Genomic DNA, 17,563 nt, shown 5'->3' with positions numbered 1-17,563 from the left:
GACTGGGTGGAGGACAACATCCAGGAGACGTTGACGTTCTACCGCCTGCCGCGGGCCCATCACAAGCACATGAAGAGCACCAACATGCTCGAGCGGCTGAACGAGGAGATCCGCCGCCGGACCCGGGTGGTCCGGATCTTCCCCAACACCCACAGCTGTCTACGCCTGGTACGGGCCCTGGCCGTCGAAATCCACGAAGGCTGGCTGGAGGACAACCGCTACCTGAACATGGATCTGCTCAAAGAGCACAAGAAGATCTTGCTCCGGCAGGCCGAGGCCGCCTGAGCCATACCGACCAACCGAACATGGCTGACTCACTTCTGCACAACTTGACGCACACAACCGCCGAACCTTCCAGGTTCGAACCCTGGACTCGCTCAAATATCCATAGAAAAGGGCCCCACGAGGGGGCCCTTCTCTATGGATGGCTGGGGGACCAGGATTACTCGGCGCTACGCGCCTCGCCCTGCGGGCCAGCGCCGCAAGCGGCGCTGTTCGGCTCGGCTTCGCCTCGCCGTCGAACCTTGCAGGTTCTCATCCTGGAAACTTCCATCTATCCATGAAAAAAGGCCCCACAAGGGGGCCTTCTTCCATGGATGGCTGGGGGACCAGGATTCGAACCTGGGTTGACGGAGTCAGAGTCCGTAGTCCTACCGCTAGACGATCCCCCAGTAAACCGGATCGCGTGCGTCCCGCAGAAACTCGAGGCGAATTTTAACGCTTCGAGTACTGGGTTGCACGACGGGCCTTGCGCAGGCCGATCTTCTTCCGCTCCACCTCGCGGGCATCGCGGGTCAGATGACCACCACGACGCAGCGGCGAGCGCAGCTCTTCGTTGTACTGCACCAGGGCGCGGGCAATGCCCAGGCGGATCGCACCGGCCTGGCCGTTACCACCACCGCCCTCGACGGTTGCGATCACGTCGAAGTTTTCGGTGGACTCGGTCGCCTCCAGCGGCTGGCGCACGACCATGCGCGACGTCTGGCGGCCGAAGAACTCGTCCAGCGGCTTCTGGTTAACCGTGATGTTGCCCGTACCCGGGCGCAGGAAGACGCGCGCAGCGGCGGTCTTGCGGCGGCCGGTGCCGTAATACTGATTGGTAGCCATTCGGATCGATTCCCTTGCTGATTCTGGCGGCTCAGACTTCGAGCGGCTGCGGCTGCTGGGCCGTATGCCGGTGTTCGGTGCCGGCGTAGACCTTGAGCTTCTTGAACATGGCCCGGCCAAGCGGGTTGCGCGGCAGCATGCCCTTCACGGCAAGCTCCAGCACCTTCTCCGGATGACGCTCGATCATCTGGGTGAAGTTGGCTTCCTTGATGCCACCCGGATAACCGGTGTGGTGGAAGTACTTCTTGTCCATGGCCTTGTTGCCGGAGACGCGAATCTTCTCCGCGTTGATCACGACGATGTAGTCGCCGGTATCGACATGCGGCGTGTACACGGGCTTGTGCTTCCCGCGCAGACGGCGTGCGATCTCCGTGGCGAGTCGGCCGAGGGTCTTGCCGTCGGCGTCGACGAGAAACCAGTCGCGTTCGACTTCGGCCGGCTTGGCGCTGATGGTACTCATGATGTTCGATGCTCCGAGGTCGGGGCGATTCAGAAAGCGCGCAAGAATAACGCTTCCCTTCACCCGATTCAAGCAAAAGGGACAATTCGCGAGACGGGCCGCGCTCGACGTCCACCGGAGGCGACGTGGCGGGCCGGGGCCTGCGCGAGCGCCCTCCGCACATAATAAAGGGGCCGCCCCGAAGGGCGGCCCCCCTTGCAGGCCCCGGGCGCAAGGCCCGGGGCGGCACACAACCCGTTTACAGCTGAGCTTCGGCGCGCTCCTGCACTTCCTGCATCAGCTCGGGGTCGTTCTGCAGGGCCATGGCGACTTCGTTGTATTCCTCGACGCTCATGCCCGTGTCTTCCACGGCGCTGACCATTTCGTCCTGAGCTTCCTGCTGCATGGACTGCGCCTCGGTCTCGTCCTCGGCGTTCTGCAGGCGGTCAGCGAAGTCCTCGCGCACTTCCTGCACCGCGACGAAGGCGGTCACGAAGGTGTCAATGTCCTCTTCGCTCAGGTCCACCTCGGGGGCTTCCTGCATCGGGGCTCCGCCCTGGGCCGCGCCACCCTGGGCGCCACCCTGCGGCGGCTGGCCGCCCTGGGCACCGCCGCCGGCGCCGGCACCGCCTTCCTGGGCCGGGGGCTGGCCACCCTGGGCGCCGCCCATGTCGCCACCGCCGGCGCCGCCTTCGGCACCACCATACTGCGCGGAGGCCGCGCCACCGACGGCAAACAGGGAAGTCAGGGCCATCGCGAGGATCGTCTTGCGCATATTCATCATGTTGCTCCTTTTCCTTTGGTTCGATCGGATCTCGCGGCCGACCGGGACCCGCTCGAGGCGCCCCCGGTCCAGCCGCGCCGCAACCGTGTGAGGAGGAATGAGCCCGTGCGGGCTGCGCTTCTCCGATTGCTGACTGAGAAGGAGCAGGCATCGTGCCAACAATGGCAACCGGGGAGACATTCTATAGGAATCAGATGGTTAGGACTGAATCAGCTGACAGGGCGTCCGCCGACGGCGGGATTGTGAATGGGTCATAATGACACATGGGTCAGCTCGACCCGGGTCAGGATGTCACGACGGGTCGGATTCACCGAGCTTGCGGTAGAGCGTCTTGCGTCCGATGCCGAGGATACGCGCGGCCCGCTGCTTGTTGCCGTCCACGTGCTCCAGGACCCGCTGAATGTAGTCGCGCTCGCGCTCTTCCAGCGTCGGCCATTGGGTGTCGTCGCCGACTCCCGCTACGGGTAACACCTCTGCGCCGGCACCACCGGCGGCCACACCCGCATCTTCGCCGCCGATCGCGAACACGCGTTCCGGCAGGTCCCGGGTCTCGATCACCTCGCCCGTGGCCAGGGTGGCGGCGCGCTCGATGAGGCTGGCCAGTTCGCGTACGTTCCCGGGGAAGGGGTAGCGCACCAACGCGCGCAAGGCCTCCGGGCTCAGACGCCGCTCGGGCAGGCCTCGGGCCAGGGCCTGCTGGCGCAGGAACTGCAGGGCCAGGTACTCGATATCGTCACCGCGTTCTCGCAGCGGCGGGATCTCGATCCGGAAGGTCTCCAGACGATAGTAGAGATCCTCGCGGAAACGGCCGTCGGCCATGTGCGCCTGCAGGTCCTGGTGGGTGGCCGCGACGATACGCACATCCGTCTCGATCTCCTCGTTGGCGCCCACCGGGCGCACCCGTCCGTCCTGCAGCAGGCGCAGCAGCTTGCTTTGCATCGCCACCGGCATCTCGGCGATCTCGTCCAGGAACAGGGTTCCCCCATGTGCCTCGGTGAACAGTCCTCGACGGGCACCCTTGGCCCCACTGAAGGCACCCGCTACATGCCCCAGCAGCTCCGACTCCAGCAGGGCCTCGGGGATGCCGGCGCAGTTGAGCGCGACGAACGGCCCTTGCGCCCGGTCACTTTCCGCGTGCAGCGCCCGCGCCACCAGCTCCTTCCCGGTCCCGGACTCGCCGGTAATCAGGACGCTGCCGTCGGCGGCCGCGATCCGCCGGATCAGGTCGAACATCTGCAGCATGGCCGGACTGTGTCCCTGCATGCCATGAAACCCGTCGGCCTGGGCGAGCACCTCGCGATAGCGCCGCACCTCGTCCTTCAGGCGACGCGCCTCGGTTACCCGGTCAGCAGCCAGGCGCAGATGATCGAGGTCCACCGGCTTGGTCAGAAAGTCGTCCGCCCCCGCCTTCAGCGCGGCCACGGCCTGATCGATGGTCCCGAAGCCCGTCAGCATGATGAAGCCCGGCGCCGGCACCCGGGCGCGCGCGTCCTCGAGCACCTGAAACCCGTCGGCGCCCGGCAGACGCAGGTCACTGACCACCAGACTGAAGGCCTGCTGTGCCAGTGCCCGCGCGGCGTCCTCGGCGCTGCCTACCGCGGTGACCGCGTAGCCGGCCTCGGCCAGCTCCTCGTGCAGCAATTCGCGATGTCCGCGGTCGTCCTCCACCACAAGGACCGATTCCGGGGGCGCGGCGGGTGTTTGTGGCGCGGCGCTCATAGGCGCGTCTCCTGCGGTTCGTCAGTGGCCAGCGGCAGATGCACGACAAAGCGGGTCTCCCCGGGCACGCTGCGATCCAGCGCGACCGTGCCGCGATGATCTTCCAGTGCCACCTGGACAACAGCCAGCCCCAGTCCGGTTCCCTCGCCCGTGGGTTTGGTGGTGAAGAAGGGCTCGAACAGGCGCGCCGCCTGTTCGTCGTCGATCCCGCGCCCGGCGGTCGGACCGTCATCGGCCACCACCAGGGTTACCCGGTCGGCCTCCGCCCGCCAGTGGACGCGCACCTCACCGGCGGCCGCCTGGGCCGCGTTCTCCAGCAGGTTCTCCAGCGCCTGTCCGAGGCGCAGACGATCGGCCGCGACGACCAGCGCCTCCCCGTCCACCTGGAACCGGATCGCGTCGGGCGCGTGCCGCGCGCGCACCCGCTCGACCAGGTCGTCGACCAGTTGCGCGAGGTCCAGGGGGCGTTCCTGCAGGGGGTTGCGACGAGCGAAGTCCAGCAACTGCCGCACGATGGTCTCCACCCGCTCGAGTTCGGCCTGCAACGCCTCCATCTCCTTGCGCGCAGGATCCGCCTCCGGCAGGCGGCGAATGGCCCGCTGCACCCGCCCGGCGATAATCCCGAGCGGTGTCCCCAGCTCATGCGCCACACCGGCCGCGAGCTGGCCGATCGCCGCCAGCTTCTCCGAGTGCCGCAGCTTTTCCTCGAGCCGCACCTGCTCGTGGCGCTGCGCCTCCAGTTCCGCCTCCGAGGCCTCGCGGCGCTCCATCATGCGGTTCATCGAGACCGCCAGCCCGCGCAGTTCGGCCGGCCCGTCCTCCGGCGCCCGCAGGCCGCGCTGGCCATCGCCGATCGCGCGCATCGCGGCCATCAGGCGCGACACATGCCGGCCGACGGCCCGGTGGTAGCCGAACAGTACGACCAGCAGGAACAGCGCACTGACCGCCAGCATCAGCAACCCGCCCTGCCACTGCAGCTGCGTGACGAAGGCCCGGAACGGGGTCACATCGCGGGTCACCTGCAGCAGGCCCACGATCCGCCCGGCCGGATCCGACAACGGCAGGAAGAAGGAGAAGGTCTCGCGCCCCTGGTGCTCGCCGAAGGCCCCGAGACTGCCGGTCTCGCTGATGACCCGGGCCTCGCCGCGGCGTTGCAGGGTCGGGCTGGGCGGCCCACTGGCCGCGACCATGCGGCCCTCGGCGTCGTAGACGTAGACCCCGAACACCTCCTCGATCTGGAACAGCGAATCCAGCGACTGCTGCACCCCGGACACGTCGTCCTGCAGCATAGCGCTCGACACCGGGAGCCGGATCGAACGCGCTACCAGTTCGATATCCTCCTGCATGCGGTTTTCCATCTGGACCTGGAATTCGCGCAGGCCGAGCGCCACCACCGCGGCCATCATCAGCAGCAGCGGCAGCAGCACGAAGGACAACACCGCGGTGCGCAGGCTGTTCAGGCTTCGGATCATGGGCGTTGGGTCATCATCGACGGGCCATCCGCGGCACGGGCCGGACTCAATGGTAGACACGCCCGGCAACAGGAGGCGAATCACAGCCAAAAAAAAGCGCGGGTCGAAGCCCGCGCCAAGAAAACCACCAAAGGAGGATGGAGGAGTCCACTAACCACTGACAGGGGGGACAGCGATTAGCGTATGCAAATCTTCTAATATGGCGATGTTCTTGTCAACCGGTGAAATACGCAGGGGGTCGTCCTTCACCGTTTCGTCATATCACGTACCCTTGAAGACCTGCATACCCCGTAAGACGCAGGTCCGCCCGATCTATTCCCGGGCATGAAAACCACCCGCCGGGAATGCACCAAAAATCGACTTCGTTCACGGATCCCGCATCATGCTTCGTCACCTGAGCCACCCCGTCACCTCGCTTGCCCAGAACGCCACGCTGATCTGGTGCGATGCCACCGGGGCCGCGGCCTGGGTCGACCCCGGCGCGGATGCCGCGACCCTCGAACAGATCGCCCGCGAGCACGGCGTGCACCTGGAGAAGATCCTCCTGACCCACGGCCACCTGGACCATGTCGGGGCTACCGCCGAACTGGCCGCCCGTGCCAATGTGCCGGTGATCGGGCCGCATCGCGACGACGCCTTCTGGCTGGACCAGCTCCCGGCGCAGGCGCAGATCTTCGGCTTCCCCGAGACCGCGCCACTGGTGCCCGACCAGTGGCTGGAGGATGGCGACACCATCGCGCTGGGCCAGACCACACTCCGGGTGCTCCACTGCCCCGGCCATACCCCGGGGCACGTGGTCTTCCACGACTCCGAGAGCGGCCTGGCCCTGGTCGGCGACGTGCTGTTCCACGGGGCAATCGGCCGCAGCGACTTCCCGCGCGGCAACGGGCGCGAGCTGATCGCCTCGATCACCGACAAGCTCTGGCCGCTGGGCGACGAGACCCGGTTCGTGCCCGGCCACGGCCCCGAGTCCACCTTTGGTGAGGAACGCCGCAGCAACCCCTTCGTCGGCGACGCGGCCCTTGCCGCCGGCGGACAGCCCGGCCGCGGCCGCTACTACTGAGCCCTGCGGAGCAGCATCTCTCAAATGAAACGGGCCGCCCCGAGGGGCGGCCCGTGTACGCACGGCGCCAGGCGTCTTCTCAGCCGTTGGCGCGCAGCGCGGCGATGCGCTGTTCGATCGGCGGGTGGCTCATGAACAGCTTCTTCAGGCCCTGGGCCATGCCGCCACGGATCCCGAAGGCCGCCATCTGGTCCGGCATGTCCACCGGCCGCCCGGAGGCCCGGGCCAGCGACTCCAGCGCGCCGATCATCTTCTCGCGCCCGGCAAAGCGGGCCCCCGCCTCGTCGGCGCGGAACTCGCGCTGACGCGAGAACCAGAACACGATGATGGAGGCCAGGATCGCGAGGATGATCTCGGTCACGATGGCGGTAATCCAGAAGGCCGGTCCGTGACCCGACTCGTTCTTGAAGATCACCCGATCGACGAAGTGGCCGATCACGCGCGACAGGAAGATCACAAAGGTGTTCACCACGCCCTGAATCAGTGCCAGGGTCACCATGTCGCCGTTCGCCACGTGGCCGACCTCGTGCCCCAGCACGGCCTCGACCTCACCCTGCCCCATGTTCTGCATCAGTCCGGTGCTTACGGCCACCAGGGCGTTGTTCTTGCTCATCCCGGTGGCAAAGGCGTTCGGGTCGGGCGAATCGTAGATTCCCACCTCGGGCATGCCGATACCGGCCTGTTTGGCCTGGCGCTGCACCGTCTCCAGCAACCACTGCTCGGTGGCGTTGCGCGGCTTGTCGATCACGTGGACCTTCATCGTCTTCTTCGCCATCCACTTGGAGATGGCCAGCGAGATGAACGACCCGCCGAATCCGAACACGGCGGCGAAGATCAGCAAAGCGGTCAGGTCGAGATCGACCCCCTGTTCATCGAGGATGCTCTCCACACCCAGGATACGCAGGGTGATGCTGAGCACGATCAGGATGGCGAAGTTGGTCGCCAGAAACAGCAGAACACGTTTCATGAAGTTTTCCTGTACTCCATCAATCCATTTACGGGGATGTCGCAATCATCGGGGCGCACCGCGCGAATTCAAGCGCCACCCCGATCAGTGACCACCGGAGCGCCCCGGGGTTCAGGCCGGGCGCACTTCCAGGCGGTCCGCATTCTGGTAGCCGCGTGGCAGCTGGCGCCCGCGCCGGGCGCGCTCGCCCACGTACTCCGCCCACTCGGCCGGGGCCAGTGCCTTGAAGCGCTTGCCGGCGTGCACGACCAGGGTGTCCTGCGGCCCCAGCACGGCCACGTCGAGCACCCGCTCGGAGCCGTCCTTGAGGGCCGCGGACGGGATGCCGATCAGCTTGTTGCCCTTGCCGCGCGCCAGCTCCGGCAGCTCGGTGGCCGGGAACAGCAGCAGATAGCCGCGGGTGGTGACGACCGCGATGTGGTCCTCGTGCGGGTTGCGCACCGGGGCCGGCTGCAGAACGGCCGCCCCGTCGGGCACGGTCAGCACGTTCTTGCCGGCCTTCTGCCGCCCCAGCAGATCGCCCAGTTTGGCGACGAAGCCGTAGCCGTGATCCGAGCCCAGCAGCCAGCGGTCTTCCTCCGCGCCCGTTGCCATGCCGACAAAGCGCGCGCCCTCCGGCGGGTTCACGCGGCCGGACAGCGGCTCGCCCTGCCCGCGCGCCGACGGCAGGGTGTGCGCGGGGATGGTATAGGTGCGGCCGGTGGAGTCGATGAACGCGACCGGCTGGTTGCTGCGCCCGGTGACCGCGGCCTGGAAGGCATCCCCGGCCTTGTAGCTGAGCCCCTGGGCATCCACGTCGTGGCCCTTGGCCGCACGTGCCCAGCCCTTTTCCGACAGCACAATGGTCAGCGGCTCGGTGGGCACCAGCGCGGACTCGTCCAGTGCCTGCGCGGCGGCGCGCTGGACCAGCGGCGAGCGGCGCTCGTCACCGTAGTCCGCGGCGTCCTTCTCGATCTCGCGGCGGACCTGGGTGCGCAGGCGGCGCTCGGACCCCAGGGTCTTCTCCAGCTGATCGCGCTCCTTGGCCAGTTCGTCCTGCTCGCCGCGGATTTTCATCTCCTCGAGCTTGGCCAGGTGGCGCAGCTTCAGCTCCAGGATCGCCTCGGCCTGGATATCGGACAGGCCAAAGCGGCTCATCAGTTCCGGCTTGGGCTGGTCGTACTCGCGGATGATCGCGATCACCTCGTCGATATTGAGATAGGCGATCAGCAGGCCTTCCAGCACATGCAGCCGCGCCTGCACCTTCTCCAGGCGCCACTGCAGACGCCGGCGCACGGTCTCGATGCGGAAGCTCAGCCATTCACTCAGCAGCCCGGCCAGGTCGCGTACCTGCGGTCGGCCGTCCAGGCCGATCACGTTCATGTTCACGCGGTAGGTCTTTTCCAGGTCCGTGGTCGCGAACAGGTGGGCCATCAGCGCCTCGACATCCACGCGGTTCGAGCGCGGGGTGATCACCAGACGGGTCGGGTGCTCGTGGTCGGACTCGTCGCGCAGGTCCTCGACCATCGGCAGCTTCTTCGCGCGGATCTGGCTGGCGATCTGTTCCAGCAGCTTGGCCCCGGAGACCTGGTGCGGCAGCGCGGTGACCACGATGTCGTCACCTTCGCGTTCATAGCGCGCCCGCGCGCGGATCGAACCCTGCCCGGTCTCGTAGACCTTTCGCAGCTCCGCAGGCGGGGAAATGATCTCCGCCTCGGTGGGAAAGTCCGGCGCCGGCAGGTGCTCGCACAGCTCGGCGACGGTCGCCTTCGGGTGCTCCAGCAGGTGCACGCAGGCCGCAGCCACCTCGCGCAGGTTGTGCGGCGGGATATCGGTGGCCATGCCCACGGCGATCCCGGAACCGCCGTTCAGCAGCACGTTCGGCAGCCGGGCCGGCAGCACCTTCGGCTCGTCCAGCGCGCCGTCGAAGTTCGGCACCCAGTCCACCGTGCCCTGCCCCAGCTCCGAGAGCAGCAGCTGCGCATAGCGCGACAGCCGCGACTCGGTGTAGCGCATCGCGGCGAAGGACTTGGGATCGTCCGGCGAGCCCCAGTTGCCCTGCCCGTCGACGAACGGGTAGCGGTAGGAGAAGGGCTGCGCCATCAGCACCATCGCCTCGTAGCACGCCGAGTCGCCATGCGGATGGAATTTGCCGAGCACATCACCCACGGTGCGCGCGGACTTCTTGTACTTGGCCGTGGCCGAGAGCCCCAGCTCGCTCATGGCGTAGATGATGCGGCGCTGCACGGGCTTGAGCCCGTCGCCGATGTGCGGCAGCGCACGGTCCAGGATCACGTACATGGAGTAGTCCAGGTACGCCTTCTCGGTGAAGTCCTTCAGCGGCAGCTGCTCGCCGCTGTTGGCGAACAGGCTGGGGGTCTCGATATCGCTCATCGGCGCTCTCGCGAATGATGGGTGGCGCGGGCTTTTACCCCGGACCGGGCCCGCGTACTGTAGCGGGCACGCGCCCGCCATTCCACGGGGTCACGGGAAAACCGCCGAACCGGGGAGCGGAGAAGCCCCGGAGGAGTCCGTTCGTGCTGGATACAGGCTGGATCGCCAGTATCGCTGCCGTCGCCGTGTTTGCCCTCGCGGCGATCAGCGTGGTGCACGCCCTGCTGCAGCGCCGCGACACCGGGACCATCATCGCCTGGGTCGGGCTGATCGTGCTGCTGCCGCTGGGCGGCTCGGTCCTGTACTGGCTGTTCGGGGTCAACCGCATCCGCCGGCGCGCCCACGCCCTGCGCGAGGGCTATCTGATCGCCGACCCGAGCGCCGGGGGCGCCACCCTGAGCGAGCCGCCGGAACGCTGGCAACGCCTGCTGCACTCCGGCGACCGACTGAGCCCTTTCCGCCTGGTCGGCGGCAACGCGATCGAACCGCTGTTCGACGGCGACCGCACCTATGCCCGCATGCTGGACGCCATCGACAGCGCCCGTCACAGCATCACCCTGGCCACCTATATCTTCGACTACGACCGGGTCGGGGAACGCTTCGTGGACCGCCTGCAGCAGGCCCAGGACCGTGGCGTGCAGGTGCGCGTGCTGATCGACGCCATCGGCGCCCGCTACAGCCGCCGCAACACCCTGCGCCGACTGCGCCGAGCGGGGATCCCGGCCACCACCTTCATGCCGGTGCACCTGCCACGCAGTCTGGCCGCCTTCAACCTGCGCAACCACCGCAAGATGCTGGTGATCGACGGCCGCCAGGCCTTCACCGGGGGCATGAACATCCGCCGCGGCCACAGCCACGCCGATCCGGGCCCCCACCCGATACACGACCTCCACTTCGAGCTGCGCGGCCCCGCCTGCACGCAACTGCAGCGGGTGTTCACGGAGGACTGGCAATTCGCCACCGGGGAACGTCTGGACGGCCCGCGCTGGTTCCCGGATACCGTTGCCCCGGCCGGGGCCCGTGCCTGTCGCGGCCTGCCGGACGGCCCGGACGAGGACTTCGAGGTCCTGAACTTCACGCTGCAGTCGGCCCTGGCCGAGGCCCGCGAGCAGGTCACCATCATCACCCCGTATTTCCTGCCGGACGTGACGCTGACCGGCGCGCTCAAGGCCGCCGCCCTGCGGGGCGTCCGGGTCGACATCCTGATCCCGGCCCGGAGCAACCTGCGGCTGGTGGAATGGGCCAGCCGCCCGCAACAGGGCGAGCTGCTGGAGCGCGGCTGCCGCCTGTGGCTCACCCCGCCGCCCTTCAACCACGCCAAGCTGATGCTGGTGGATCGCGAGTGGGCCCTGGTCGGCTCCGCCAACTGGGATCCGCGCAGCCTGCGCCTGAATTTCGAGTTCAATCTGGAATGCCTGGATGCCGGCCTGGGTGGCGAACTGGCCAGCTGGGCCGACGCCCTGCGCGCGCAGTCGCACCTCCTGACCCTCGACGAGGTCCGCGCCCGTCCGCTCCCCGCGCAGCTACGCGACGGAGCCGCCCGCCTCCTCACTCCCTACCTGTAACGCGGGGCGACACTCCCCGGCCGGCGTGCAGACAGCGTTAGCCGGCCCCCATGCACCGCCCCCCCGAATGGGGGCGGCGGCCTGCGGTCTTTTGTACTGTAGGCGATGTCACGCGAATACCCGACGGGGCCCGATTCGCTTCGCCGCAGGGGAGTAAAGGGATGTTACGACGCGCGGAAACCGCAAAGGGACATCGATGAACGGGGTCCTGGTGCCGTCGCTCTATCTGGCCGCCGGCCTGGCCGCCTACGCCAGTCTGAGCCACCTGCTGCACAGCCGCCAGAGTGCGCGGCGCACCGAGCACCGCCTGTTCGCCACGATGTGCGCCCTGATGGTGGTGGTCGCCATCGGATCGGCCCAGACCTACCAGGCCGACAGCGTCGCGGCCTACACCCGCGCCCTTACCCTCAACATCTACCTGCTGGCCCCGTTCTACGTCCTGTTCGCCGCCTTCGTCGCGGCCCATACGCGGACGCCCGCACGCGGCCTGATGACCGGACTGCTGGTACTGCTGGGCATCACGTGGGTGGTCAACACCCTGCAGCCCTACAGCATGCAGTACCGCCACATCGAGGAGTTGCGCATCCTCGAGCTGCCCTGGGGCGAGAACGTGGCCCTGGCCGTGGGCACGATCAGTCCCTGGTTCGGCTTCGGCGTCCTCGCGGTCTTTCTGGTGTTCGGCTTCGCGCTGGTCACGTTGATCCGGCATTACCGCCGCCACCGCCAGGCCACCACCCTGCTCCTGCTGGGCGGGATCGGGGTCTTCGTACTGTTCACCACTCAGGGCGTGCTCGCCCGTGCCGGCGTGCTGGAGATGCCGCAGCTCGCACCGTTCGGCTACGTGGTGATGGTGGTGATGATGAGCCTGGTGCTGAACCGCGAGACTGGCGAACGCCTGCGCGACTCCGAGAGTCGCTTCCGCGCGCTGGTCGAGCAGTCCCCCATCGGCATCCAGGTGCTCACGCCGGAAGGCGAGATCCGCCAGACCAATGCCGCCTGGGAACGCATGCATGGCAGCGACGCCTCCCGCCCGGGCGGGAACGTCCTCGAGCGCCCGGATCCGATCGACCAGAAGCTCCTGGAACCGCTCGCGGATGCCGTGCGCGGGCACTACCGCGAGATCGGCCCGCTGGCCTACACCCCGCCGGCGCCTGCCGACACCGGGACCGGGGAAGGCCCCGCCGGCCCGCCCGGGGAGCGCTGGCTACGGGGCTGTATCTACCCGTTGCAGGATACGCAGGGTGAGGTGCAGGACGTCATCGTGATGCAGGAGGATGTGACCGCCGCGCACCGCAGCGAGGATGCCCTGCGCCTGATCGCCGAGGGCCTGCAGGCACGCTCGCGCGAGGAGTTCTTCCAGCAGCTGGTGCTCAAGCTGAGCAACCTGTTCGATGCCGACTATGCCCTGATCGGCATGGAAGACCCGGAGCACCCCGGCGTCGTCGAGACCGTCGCCCTGTGCGCCCGAGGCCGGATCGTCGACAACCTGCGCTACGACCTCGCCGAGACACCCTGCGAACGCGTGCTGGAGATCGGCACCTGTATCTATCCCTGCGACGTGCAGCAGCGTTTCCCGGAGGATGCAATGCTGGTGGAGATGGATGCCGAGAGCTACCTCGGCGCCCCGTTGCTGGACAGCCAGGGGACGCTGCTCGGGCATATCGCGATGGTCAACCGCCATCCGGTCGAGGATGTCGACAAGGCGATGGAGATCCTCGGGATCATGGCCGACCGCGCGGGCGCGGAACTGGAGCGGCTGCATACCGAGGAGCACATCCACGCGCTGGCCTACCACGACGCCCTGACCGGGCTGGCCAACCGTACCCGCCTGCACGACGACCTGACCCGGCATATCGAGGAGGCCGTCGTGGGGGACCTGCACGGTGGCCTGATCCTGATCGACCTGGATCACTTCAAGACCATCAACGATGCCCTCGGTCACGCGGTGGGCGACACCGTGCTGGGGGCCGTCGCCGAACGCCTGCGGGCCCATGCCCCGGAGGGCGCGCTGATCGTCCGCCTGGGGGGCGACGAGTTCGCCGTGGTGCTGCCGCCCCGCGATGGGGCCCGCGAGGCACTCGAGTCCGACCTGCACGCCATCGCCGAACGCATCCTCGAGGCCCTGCAGCGACCCATCGTGATCGGCGAGCGCACCTTCGGGGTCGGGGCCAGCCTGGGCTGCGTATGCTATCCGGATGCCGGCGAGAGCTCGGCCGATGCCCTGCGCCACGCCGATATCGCCCTGTACCAGGCCAAGCGGGCCGGGCGCGGCGGCGTGCAGTTCTACCGCCATGCGCTGCAGGACGAGGCCCATGCCCGCCTGCAGATCGAGGACGGTCTGCGCCAGGCGGTGGAGCGCGGCCAGCTGGACCTGCACTACCAGCCCCAGCTCGATGCCGCCGAACGCCTGATCGGCGCCGAGGCCCTGCTGCGCTGGCGGCACCCGGAACTGGGCGCGGTTGCGCCGGACCTGTTCATCCCGGTCGCGGAGGAGACCGGCCTGATCCATGGCATCGGCAACTGGGTCCTGGACCATGCCCTGGAACGCCTGTCGCAGTGGCAGCAGGCGGGGCTGCGTCCGCCGCGCCTGGCCCTGAACCTGTCACCGTGGCAACTCTCGCGCCCCGATTTCGTCGACCAGTTCCAGGCCCGCCTGCGCCACCACGGGGTTGACGCCCGCACCGTGACCCTGGAGGTCACGGAATCCGGACTGCTGCGCGACCTGCCGGATGCGATCGCCAAGCTGGGCGCGCTGCAGACCCTCGGCGTGCGCATCGCGCTGGATGACTTCGGCACCGGGTACTCGTCGCTGGCCTATCTGCGCGACCTGCCGGTGGACGAACTGAAGATCGACAAGTCCTTCGTGCAGGGGCTGCTGGCCGGTGGCGACCGGACCCTGATCGAGAACATCGTGGACATCGCCCGCAACATGGAGCTGGACGTGATCGCCGAGGGCGTGGAACACGCCGAGCAGCGGGACCAGCTACTGGCGCTGGGCTGCACGCGCTTTCAGGGGTTCCTGTTCAGCGAGCCCCTCGCCGAGGAGGCCTTCACCGCCCGGCTGCGGCAATAGCACCGGTTCAGTCGCGAGCGGACGGGTCCTCCAGCCCGCACCCCAGGGCGCCCCGCCGGCGCAGCGCCAGATCGGTTGCGCGCACCGCCGCCTCGGGACACTCGTGGTACAGCACGATACGGCTGCCACCCTCTTCCTTGGCCAGATACATGGCGCGGTCGGCACGCTGCAGCAGGGTCTCCGCGTCGTCGCCGTCCCCGGGATAGAGCGCCGCCCCCATGCTGAGGCCCACGTACACCGCTTCGCGGTTCACCTCCACCGGTTCCTCGAAGCGCTCGATCAGCTTGAGGCCGACACCGGTGACGGCATCGGGATCACGGACATTCTCCAGCAGCAGCACGAACTCGTCGCCACCCACGCGGGCGACCACATCGCTCTCCCGCACCCCCTCGCGCAGGCGCCGCGCCACGGTCACCAGCATCACGTCCCCGGCATCATGCCCCAGGCGGTCATTGATCGGCTTGAAGCCGTCGAGATCGCAGACCACCAGGGCCAGCCCGGTGCCCGTCCGCTGGGCCCGGCGCAGGGCCTGCTGCAGATGCTCCTGCAACAGGCTGCGGTTGGGCAGGCCGGTCAGGGAGTCGTGGTGGGCCTGATGCCACAGGCGCTCCTCCGAGGCCTTGTCGCGGGTGATGTCGCGCACCATGCCCAGCACCTGCACGGCCCGCCCCTCGGCATCACGGTCGATCTCGCCCTCCACCCGGACATGGCGGACCCCGCCGTCCCGGCGCACGACCCGGTGATCCACCCGGTAGAAATTCTCGCGGTCCAGGGCCTCGTTGGTCGCGCGCCGCACGCGGGTGCGATCATCCGGGTGGATGGCGCGCATGTACGCCTCGAAACCCGCACTCTCGGTGCGCGGATCGAGACCGAACAGTTCGAAGACATGCGACGACCAGTTCATGCGCTGACCCCGGATATCCCAGTCCCAGTAGCCGGCCCCGGCGATCCGCTGCGCCTCTTCCAGGCGCTCGGTGGTCTCCTGCAACGCCGCGGTGCGCCGGGCCACGGCGGCCTCCAGCCCGGCCTGCGTCTCGCGCAGACGAGCCTCGACCTGCTGGCGGCTCTCCAGCTCCTGGCGCAACGCGGCATGATCGCGCCAGATCCGCCGGCGCACGCGCACCCACATCAGCAGCATGATCAGGACCGTGATGCCGGTGGCGATCAGCGTGATCTGCTGCGCCTGCTCGTGACGCCGGGCCATGGCGGCCACCGCCTCCTCGTTGTCATGCTCGAAGGCCTGCAGGATGGCTTCCATCTGCTCCAGGACTTCCTCCTGCACCGGCATCGCCTCGGCATACAGGAGGGCCAGCGCCTCGCTGCGCCCACCGGCGAGGGCGATGTCCACGAGTTCGGACAGGATCGGAGCCCCGGTCGCGGTCAGCTCGCGCAGCTCCGCCAGCAACGCGGCATCGCGCGGGGTCCGGGCCAGCAGCTCGGCGCCCGCTCGGGCCTCCAGAAAACGTTCGGCCAGTTCGCGAAACTCCCGCTGGTAGCGGTCCTGCAGGGCCGGATCCTCGGCGCTGATGACCAGCGAGGCGCGCAGCATGCGCTCGCGTACCAGGCTGCGCATGCGGTGCACGCGATCCACCTTCTGCACGTATTCCTCGGTCAGGGCCTGGACGTCGTACTGCAGTTGCTGCACGCGCAGCCAGCTGGCCATGGCGACTACCGCGACCAGCAACAGCACCACGACAAAGGCACTGGTCAGACCGGGGACGACAGGACGCGAGGGCATGGCTGCTCAAGCCACCAAGGATACGGGCCACGCCCCATACGCACGCAGGCCGGTTGCCGGCGAAACCCCGCAAACCGCTGTCGCATCCTTGACGCGCATCCCGTTCCCCCTGTTTGATCGATCGCATCTGCACGATCCAGCCGCGAGGGTGCCGCGAGATGTCCACCAATACAAGCGCTGACGCTGCCGACCCTGCCCCGGGGCGCGCGGAATGCGCCCCGACCAGATCGCGACGGGCTGAACTGGAACAGGCCTACCGCAAGGCGCGGTACTGCGTGGAGACCGCGGACGGTTCATGGGTGCTGCGCATCGACCGGGCAGCCGAGGAGGTGGCGGCCTGGATGGCGAGGCAAGGCACCCACCGCCTGATCGTGCTGACCGCCTGCAACCCGGGCAGCCAGCCGCTCACCGAGGAAGAGAACCAGCGACGCCAGCGGCGGCTGGAGCGGGCCGTGACGGAACAGGGCCTGCGCGCCTGGCCGGCCTGCAACCGCGACCCGCGGGGCCACTGGCCGGACGAGCCGGGCCTGGCGATCGCGGACCTGCCCGAACACCTGCTCGCGCGCTGGCTGGAGACATTCGGCCAGAACGCCGCCGTGCTGCTGGAGCCGCCCGCACCGCCACGACTGATCTGGAGGGCCGGACAGACCGGCCGTCCTGTGCCCCCGCCAGGGGATGCAGATTAGAGCGGCAGGCGCCCGCCGGAGGCGACCACGATCGTCGCCAGGCCGATCAGGGTATTGATCCCGACCAGGATGCGGATCTGCCCCAGCCGGCGCAGGCCTTCCTGGGCGTCATCCGCGGCAATGGCCTGGCGCATGCGGCGAAACGGCGCGAAGAACACGTGGGCGAAGATCGCCATCATGATCAGGCCCAGCAGCAGCATGGTGTGCACGCTGGGATGCACATCCCCCATGCCGCCGAACACGCCGAAGATCATGTAGAAGCCGGTCGCCAGGATCACCAGCACCGAGGCCCAGACCCACGGGAAGAAACGGGCGAACACGCCCTCCCAGAGCTTCAGCCGGGGCATGCCCTCGAGCTGCTGCCCCGCCACCGGGCGCAGGAACATGTAGGCGAAGAACATGCCGCCCACCCAGATCACCACCGCCAGTACATGCAGCACATTCGCCAGTGCGTATCCCGTCATTGCCTGCTTCCTCTGTGTCGTTGTCCGTGTGCCGCGCAGTGTATCCGTCCGCGCCCCGGTCTGCCGAGTCCGCGGACACCCCACACGAGCGTCCGGATCAGTAGAATGGCGCC

The 17,563-nt window shown here is 68.2% G+C and carries 14 protein-coding genes, 1 tRNA gene and 1 other RNA gene; 5 read left to right on the top strand and 11 right to left on the bottom strand.

Going from position 1 to position 17,563, the window contains the following annotated elements:
- On the top strand, window positions 1-285 hold a 285-nt coding region (locus H609_RS0112945; RefSeq protein WP_028485112.1), incomplete at its 5' end, for an IS256 family transposase.
- A gap of 140 nt (window positions 286-425) precedes the next feature.
- On the opposite strand, the gene H609_RS14105 is transcribed toward H609_RS0112945, so the two are convergent.
- The 7 genes from H609_RS14105 to H609_RS0112915 all read right to left on the bottom strand — a co-directional run bounded on the left by H609_RS14105 (window position 426) and on the right by H609_RS0112915 (window position 5,521).
- Window positions 426-559: non-coding RNA, RtT sRNA (locus tag H609_RS14105), on the bottom strand.
- 38 nt (window positions 560-597) lie between these two features.
- Window positions 598-671: transfer RNA gene (locus H609_RS0112940), tRNA-Gln, on the bottom strand.
- Window positions 672-714: 43 nt separating this feature from the next.
- A complete protein-coding gene (rpsI, locus tag H609_RS0112935) occupies window positions 715-1,107 on the bottom strand; it encodes a 30S ribosomal protein S9 (protein WP_018867174.1) in 393 nt (130 codons plus the stop codon).
- A gap of 31 nt (window positions 1,108-1,138) precedes the next feature.
- Complete coding sequence (rplM, locus tag H609_RS0112930) at window positions 1,139-1,567, bottom strand: 50S ribosomal protein L13 (RefSeq protein ID WP_017940583.1); 429 nt, start codon at window positions 1,565-1,567, stop codon at window positions 1,139-1,141.
- A gap of 238 nt (window positions 1,568-1,805) precedes the next feature.
- Complete coding sequence (locus H609_RS0112925; protein ID WP_026329863.1) at window positions 1,806-2,327, bottom strand: DUF4168 domain-containing protein; 522 nt, start codon at window positions 2,325-2,327, stop codon at window positions 1,806-1,808.
- A gap of 294 nt (window positions 2,328-2,621) precedes the next feature.
- Window positions 2,622-4,049 (bottom strand): sigma-54 dependent transcriptional regulator, encoded by a 1,428-nt coding sequence (locus H609_RS0112920; protein ID WP_028485111.1) that lies wholly within the window; start codon window positions 4,047-4,049, stop codon window positions 2,622-2,624.
- Window positions 4,046-5,521, bottom strand: a complete 1,476-nt coding sequence (locus tag H609_RS0112915) for an ATP-binding protein (RefSeq protein ID WP_028485110.1) — start codon at window positions 5,519-5,521, stop codon at window positions 4,046-4,048. The genes H609_RS0112920 and H609_RS0112915 overlap by 4 nt, the downstream gene beginning before the upstream one ends.
- 382 nt (window positions 5,522-5,903) lie before the next feature.
- Between H609_RS0112915 and H609_RS0112910 the strand changes: the two genes are divergently transcribed.
- On the top strand, window positions 5,904-6,584 hold the full coding sequence (locus tag H609_RS0112910; protein ID WP_018875844.1) for an MBL fold metallo-hydrolase: 681 nt from the start codon (window positions 5,904-5,906) through the stop codon (window positions 6,582-6,584).
- A 79-nt stretch (window positions 6,585-6,663) separates the two neighbouring features.
- On the opposite strand, the gene htpX is transcribed toward H609_RS0112910, so the two are convergent.
- Complete coding sequence (htpX, locus tag H609_RS0112905; RefSeq protein WP_018867169.1) at window positions 6,664-7,551, bottom strand: protease HtpX; 888 nt, start codon at window positions 7,549-7,551, stop codon at window positions 6,664-6,666.
- Between the two features lie 111 nt (window positions 7,552-7,662).
- Window positions 7,663-9,924 (bottom strand): DNA topoisomerase IV subunit A, encoded by a 2,262-nt coding sequence (gene parC / locus H609_RS0112900; RefSeq protein WP_018881548.1) that lies wholly within the window; start codon window positions 9,922-9,924, stop codon window positions 7,663-7,665.
- Between the two features lie 143 nt (window positions 9,925-10,067).
- Here parC and cls point away from each other — a divergent pair, with 143 nt between their 5' ends.
- Window positions 10,068-11,489, top strand: coding sequence for a cardiolipin synthase (gene cls, locus H609_RS0112895; protein WP_028485109.1), 1,422 nt, complete (start codon window positions 10,068-10,070; stop codon window positions 11,487-11,489).
- Between the two features lie 196 nt (window positions 11,490-11,685).
- The gene (locus tag H609_RS0112890; protein WP_028485108.1) at window positions 11,686-14,562 is read left to right on the top strand and encodes an EAL domain-containing protein; all 2,877 of its coding nucleotides are present in this window, start codon (window positions 11,686-11,688) and stop codon (window positions 14,560-14,562) included.
- A gap of 7 nt (window positions 14,563-14,569) precedes the next feature.
- On the opposite strand, the gene H609_RS0112885 is transcribed toward H609_RS0112890, so the two are convergent.
- On the bottom strand, window positions 14,570-16,300 hold the full coding sequence (locus H609_RS0112885; protein ID WP_028485107.1) for a diguanylate cyclase domain-containing protein: 1,731 nt from the start codon (window positions 16,298-16,300) through the stop codon (window positions 14,570-14,572).
- A 158-nt stretch (window positions 16,301-16,458) separates the two neighbouring features.
- Here H609_RS0112885 and H609_RS13480 point away from each other — a divergent pair, with 158 nt between their 5' ends.
- A complete protein-coding gene (locus H609_RS13480) occupies window positions 16,459-16,986 on the top strand; it encodes a DUF3293 domain-containing protein (protein WP_038036328.1) in 528 nt (175 codons plus the stop codon).
- Here H609_RS13480 and H609_RS0112875 read toward each other — a convergent pair.
- Window positions 16,983-17,450: a CopD family protein gene (locus H609_RS0112875; protein WP_018875849.1), complete on the bottom strand. Its 468-nt coding sequence runs from the start codon at window positions 17,448-17,450 to the stop codon at window positions 16,983-16,985. The genes H609_RS13480 and H609_RS0112875 overlap by 4 nt on opposite strands.
- Window positions 17,451-17,563: the final 113 nt, after the last annotated feature.

The sequence above is a fragment of the Thioalkalivibrio sp. ALE17 genome (assembly GCF_000425605.1).
In the GTDB taxonomy this organism is placed as follows: Bacteria; Pseudomonadota; Gammaproteobacteria; order Ectothiorhodospirales; family Ectothiorhodospiraceae; genus Thioalkalivibrio.
The sequence above is the reverse complement of the archived record's forward strand: the minus strand, read 5'-3'. Positions and strand labels throughout refer to the sequence as shown.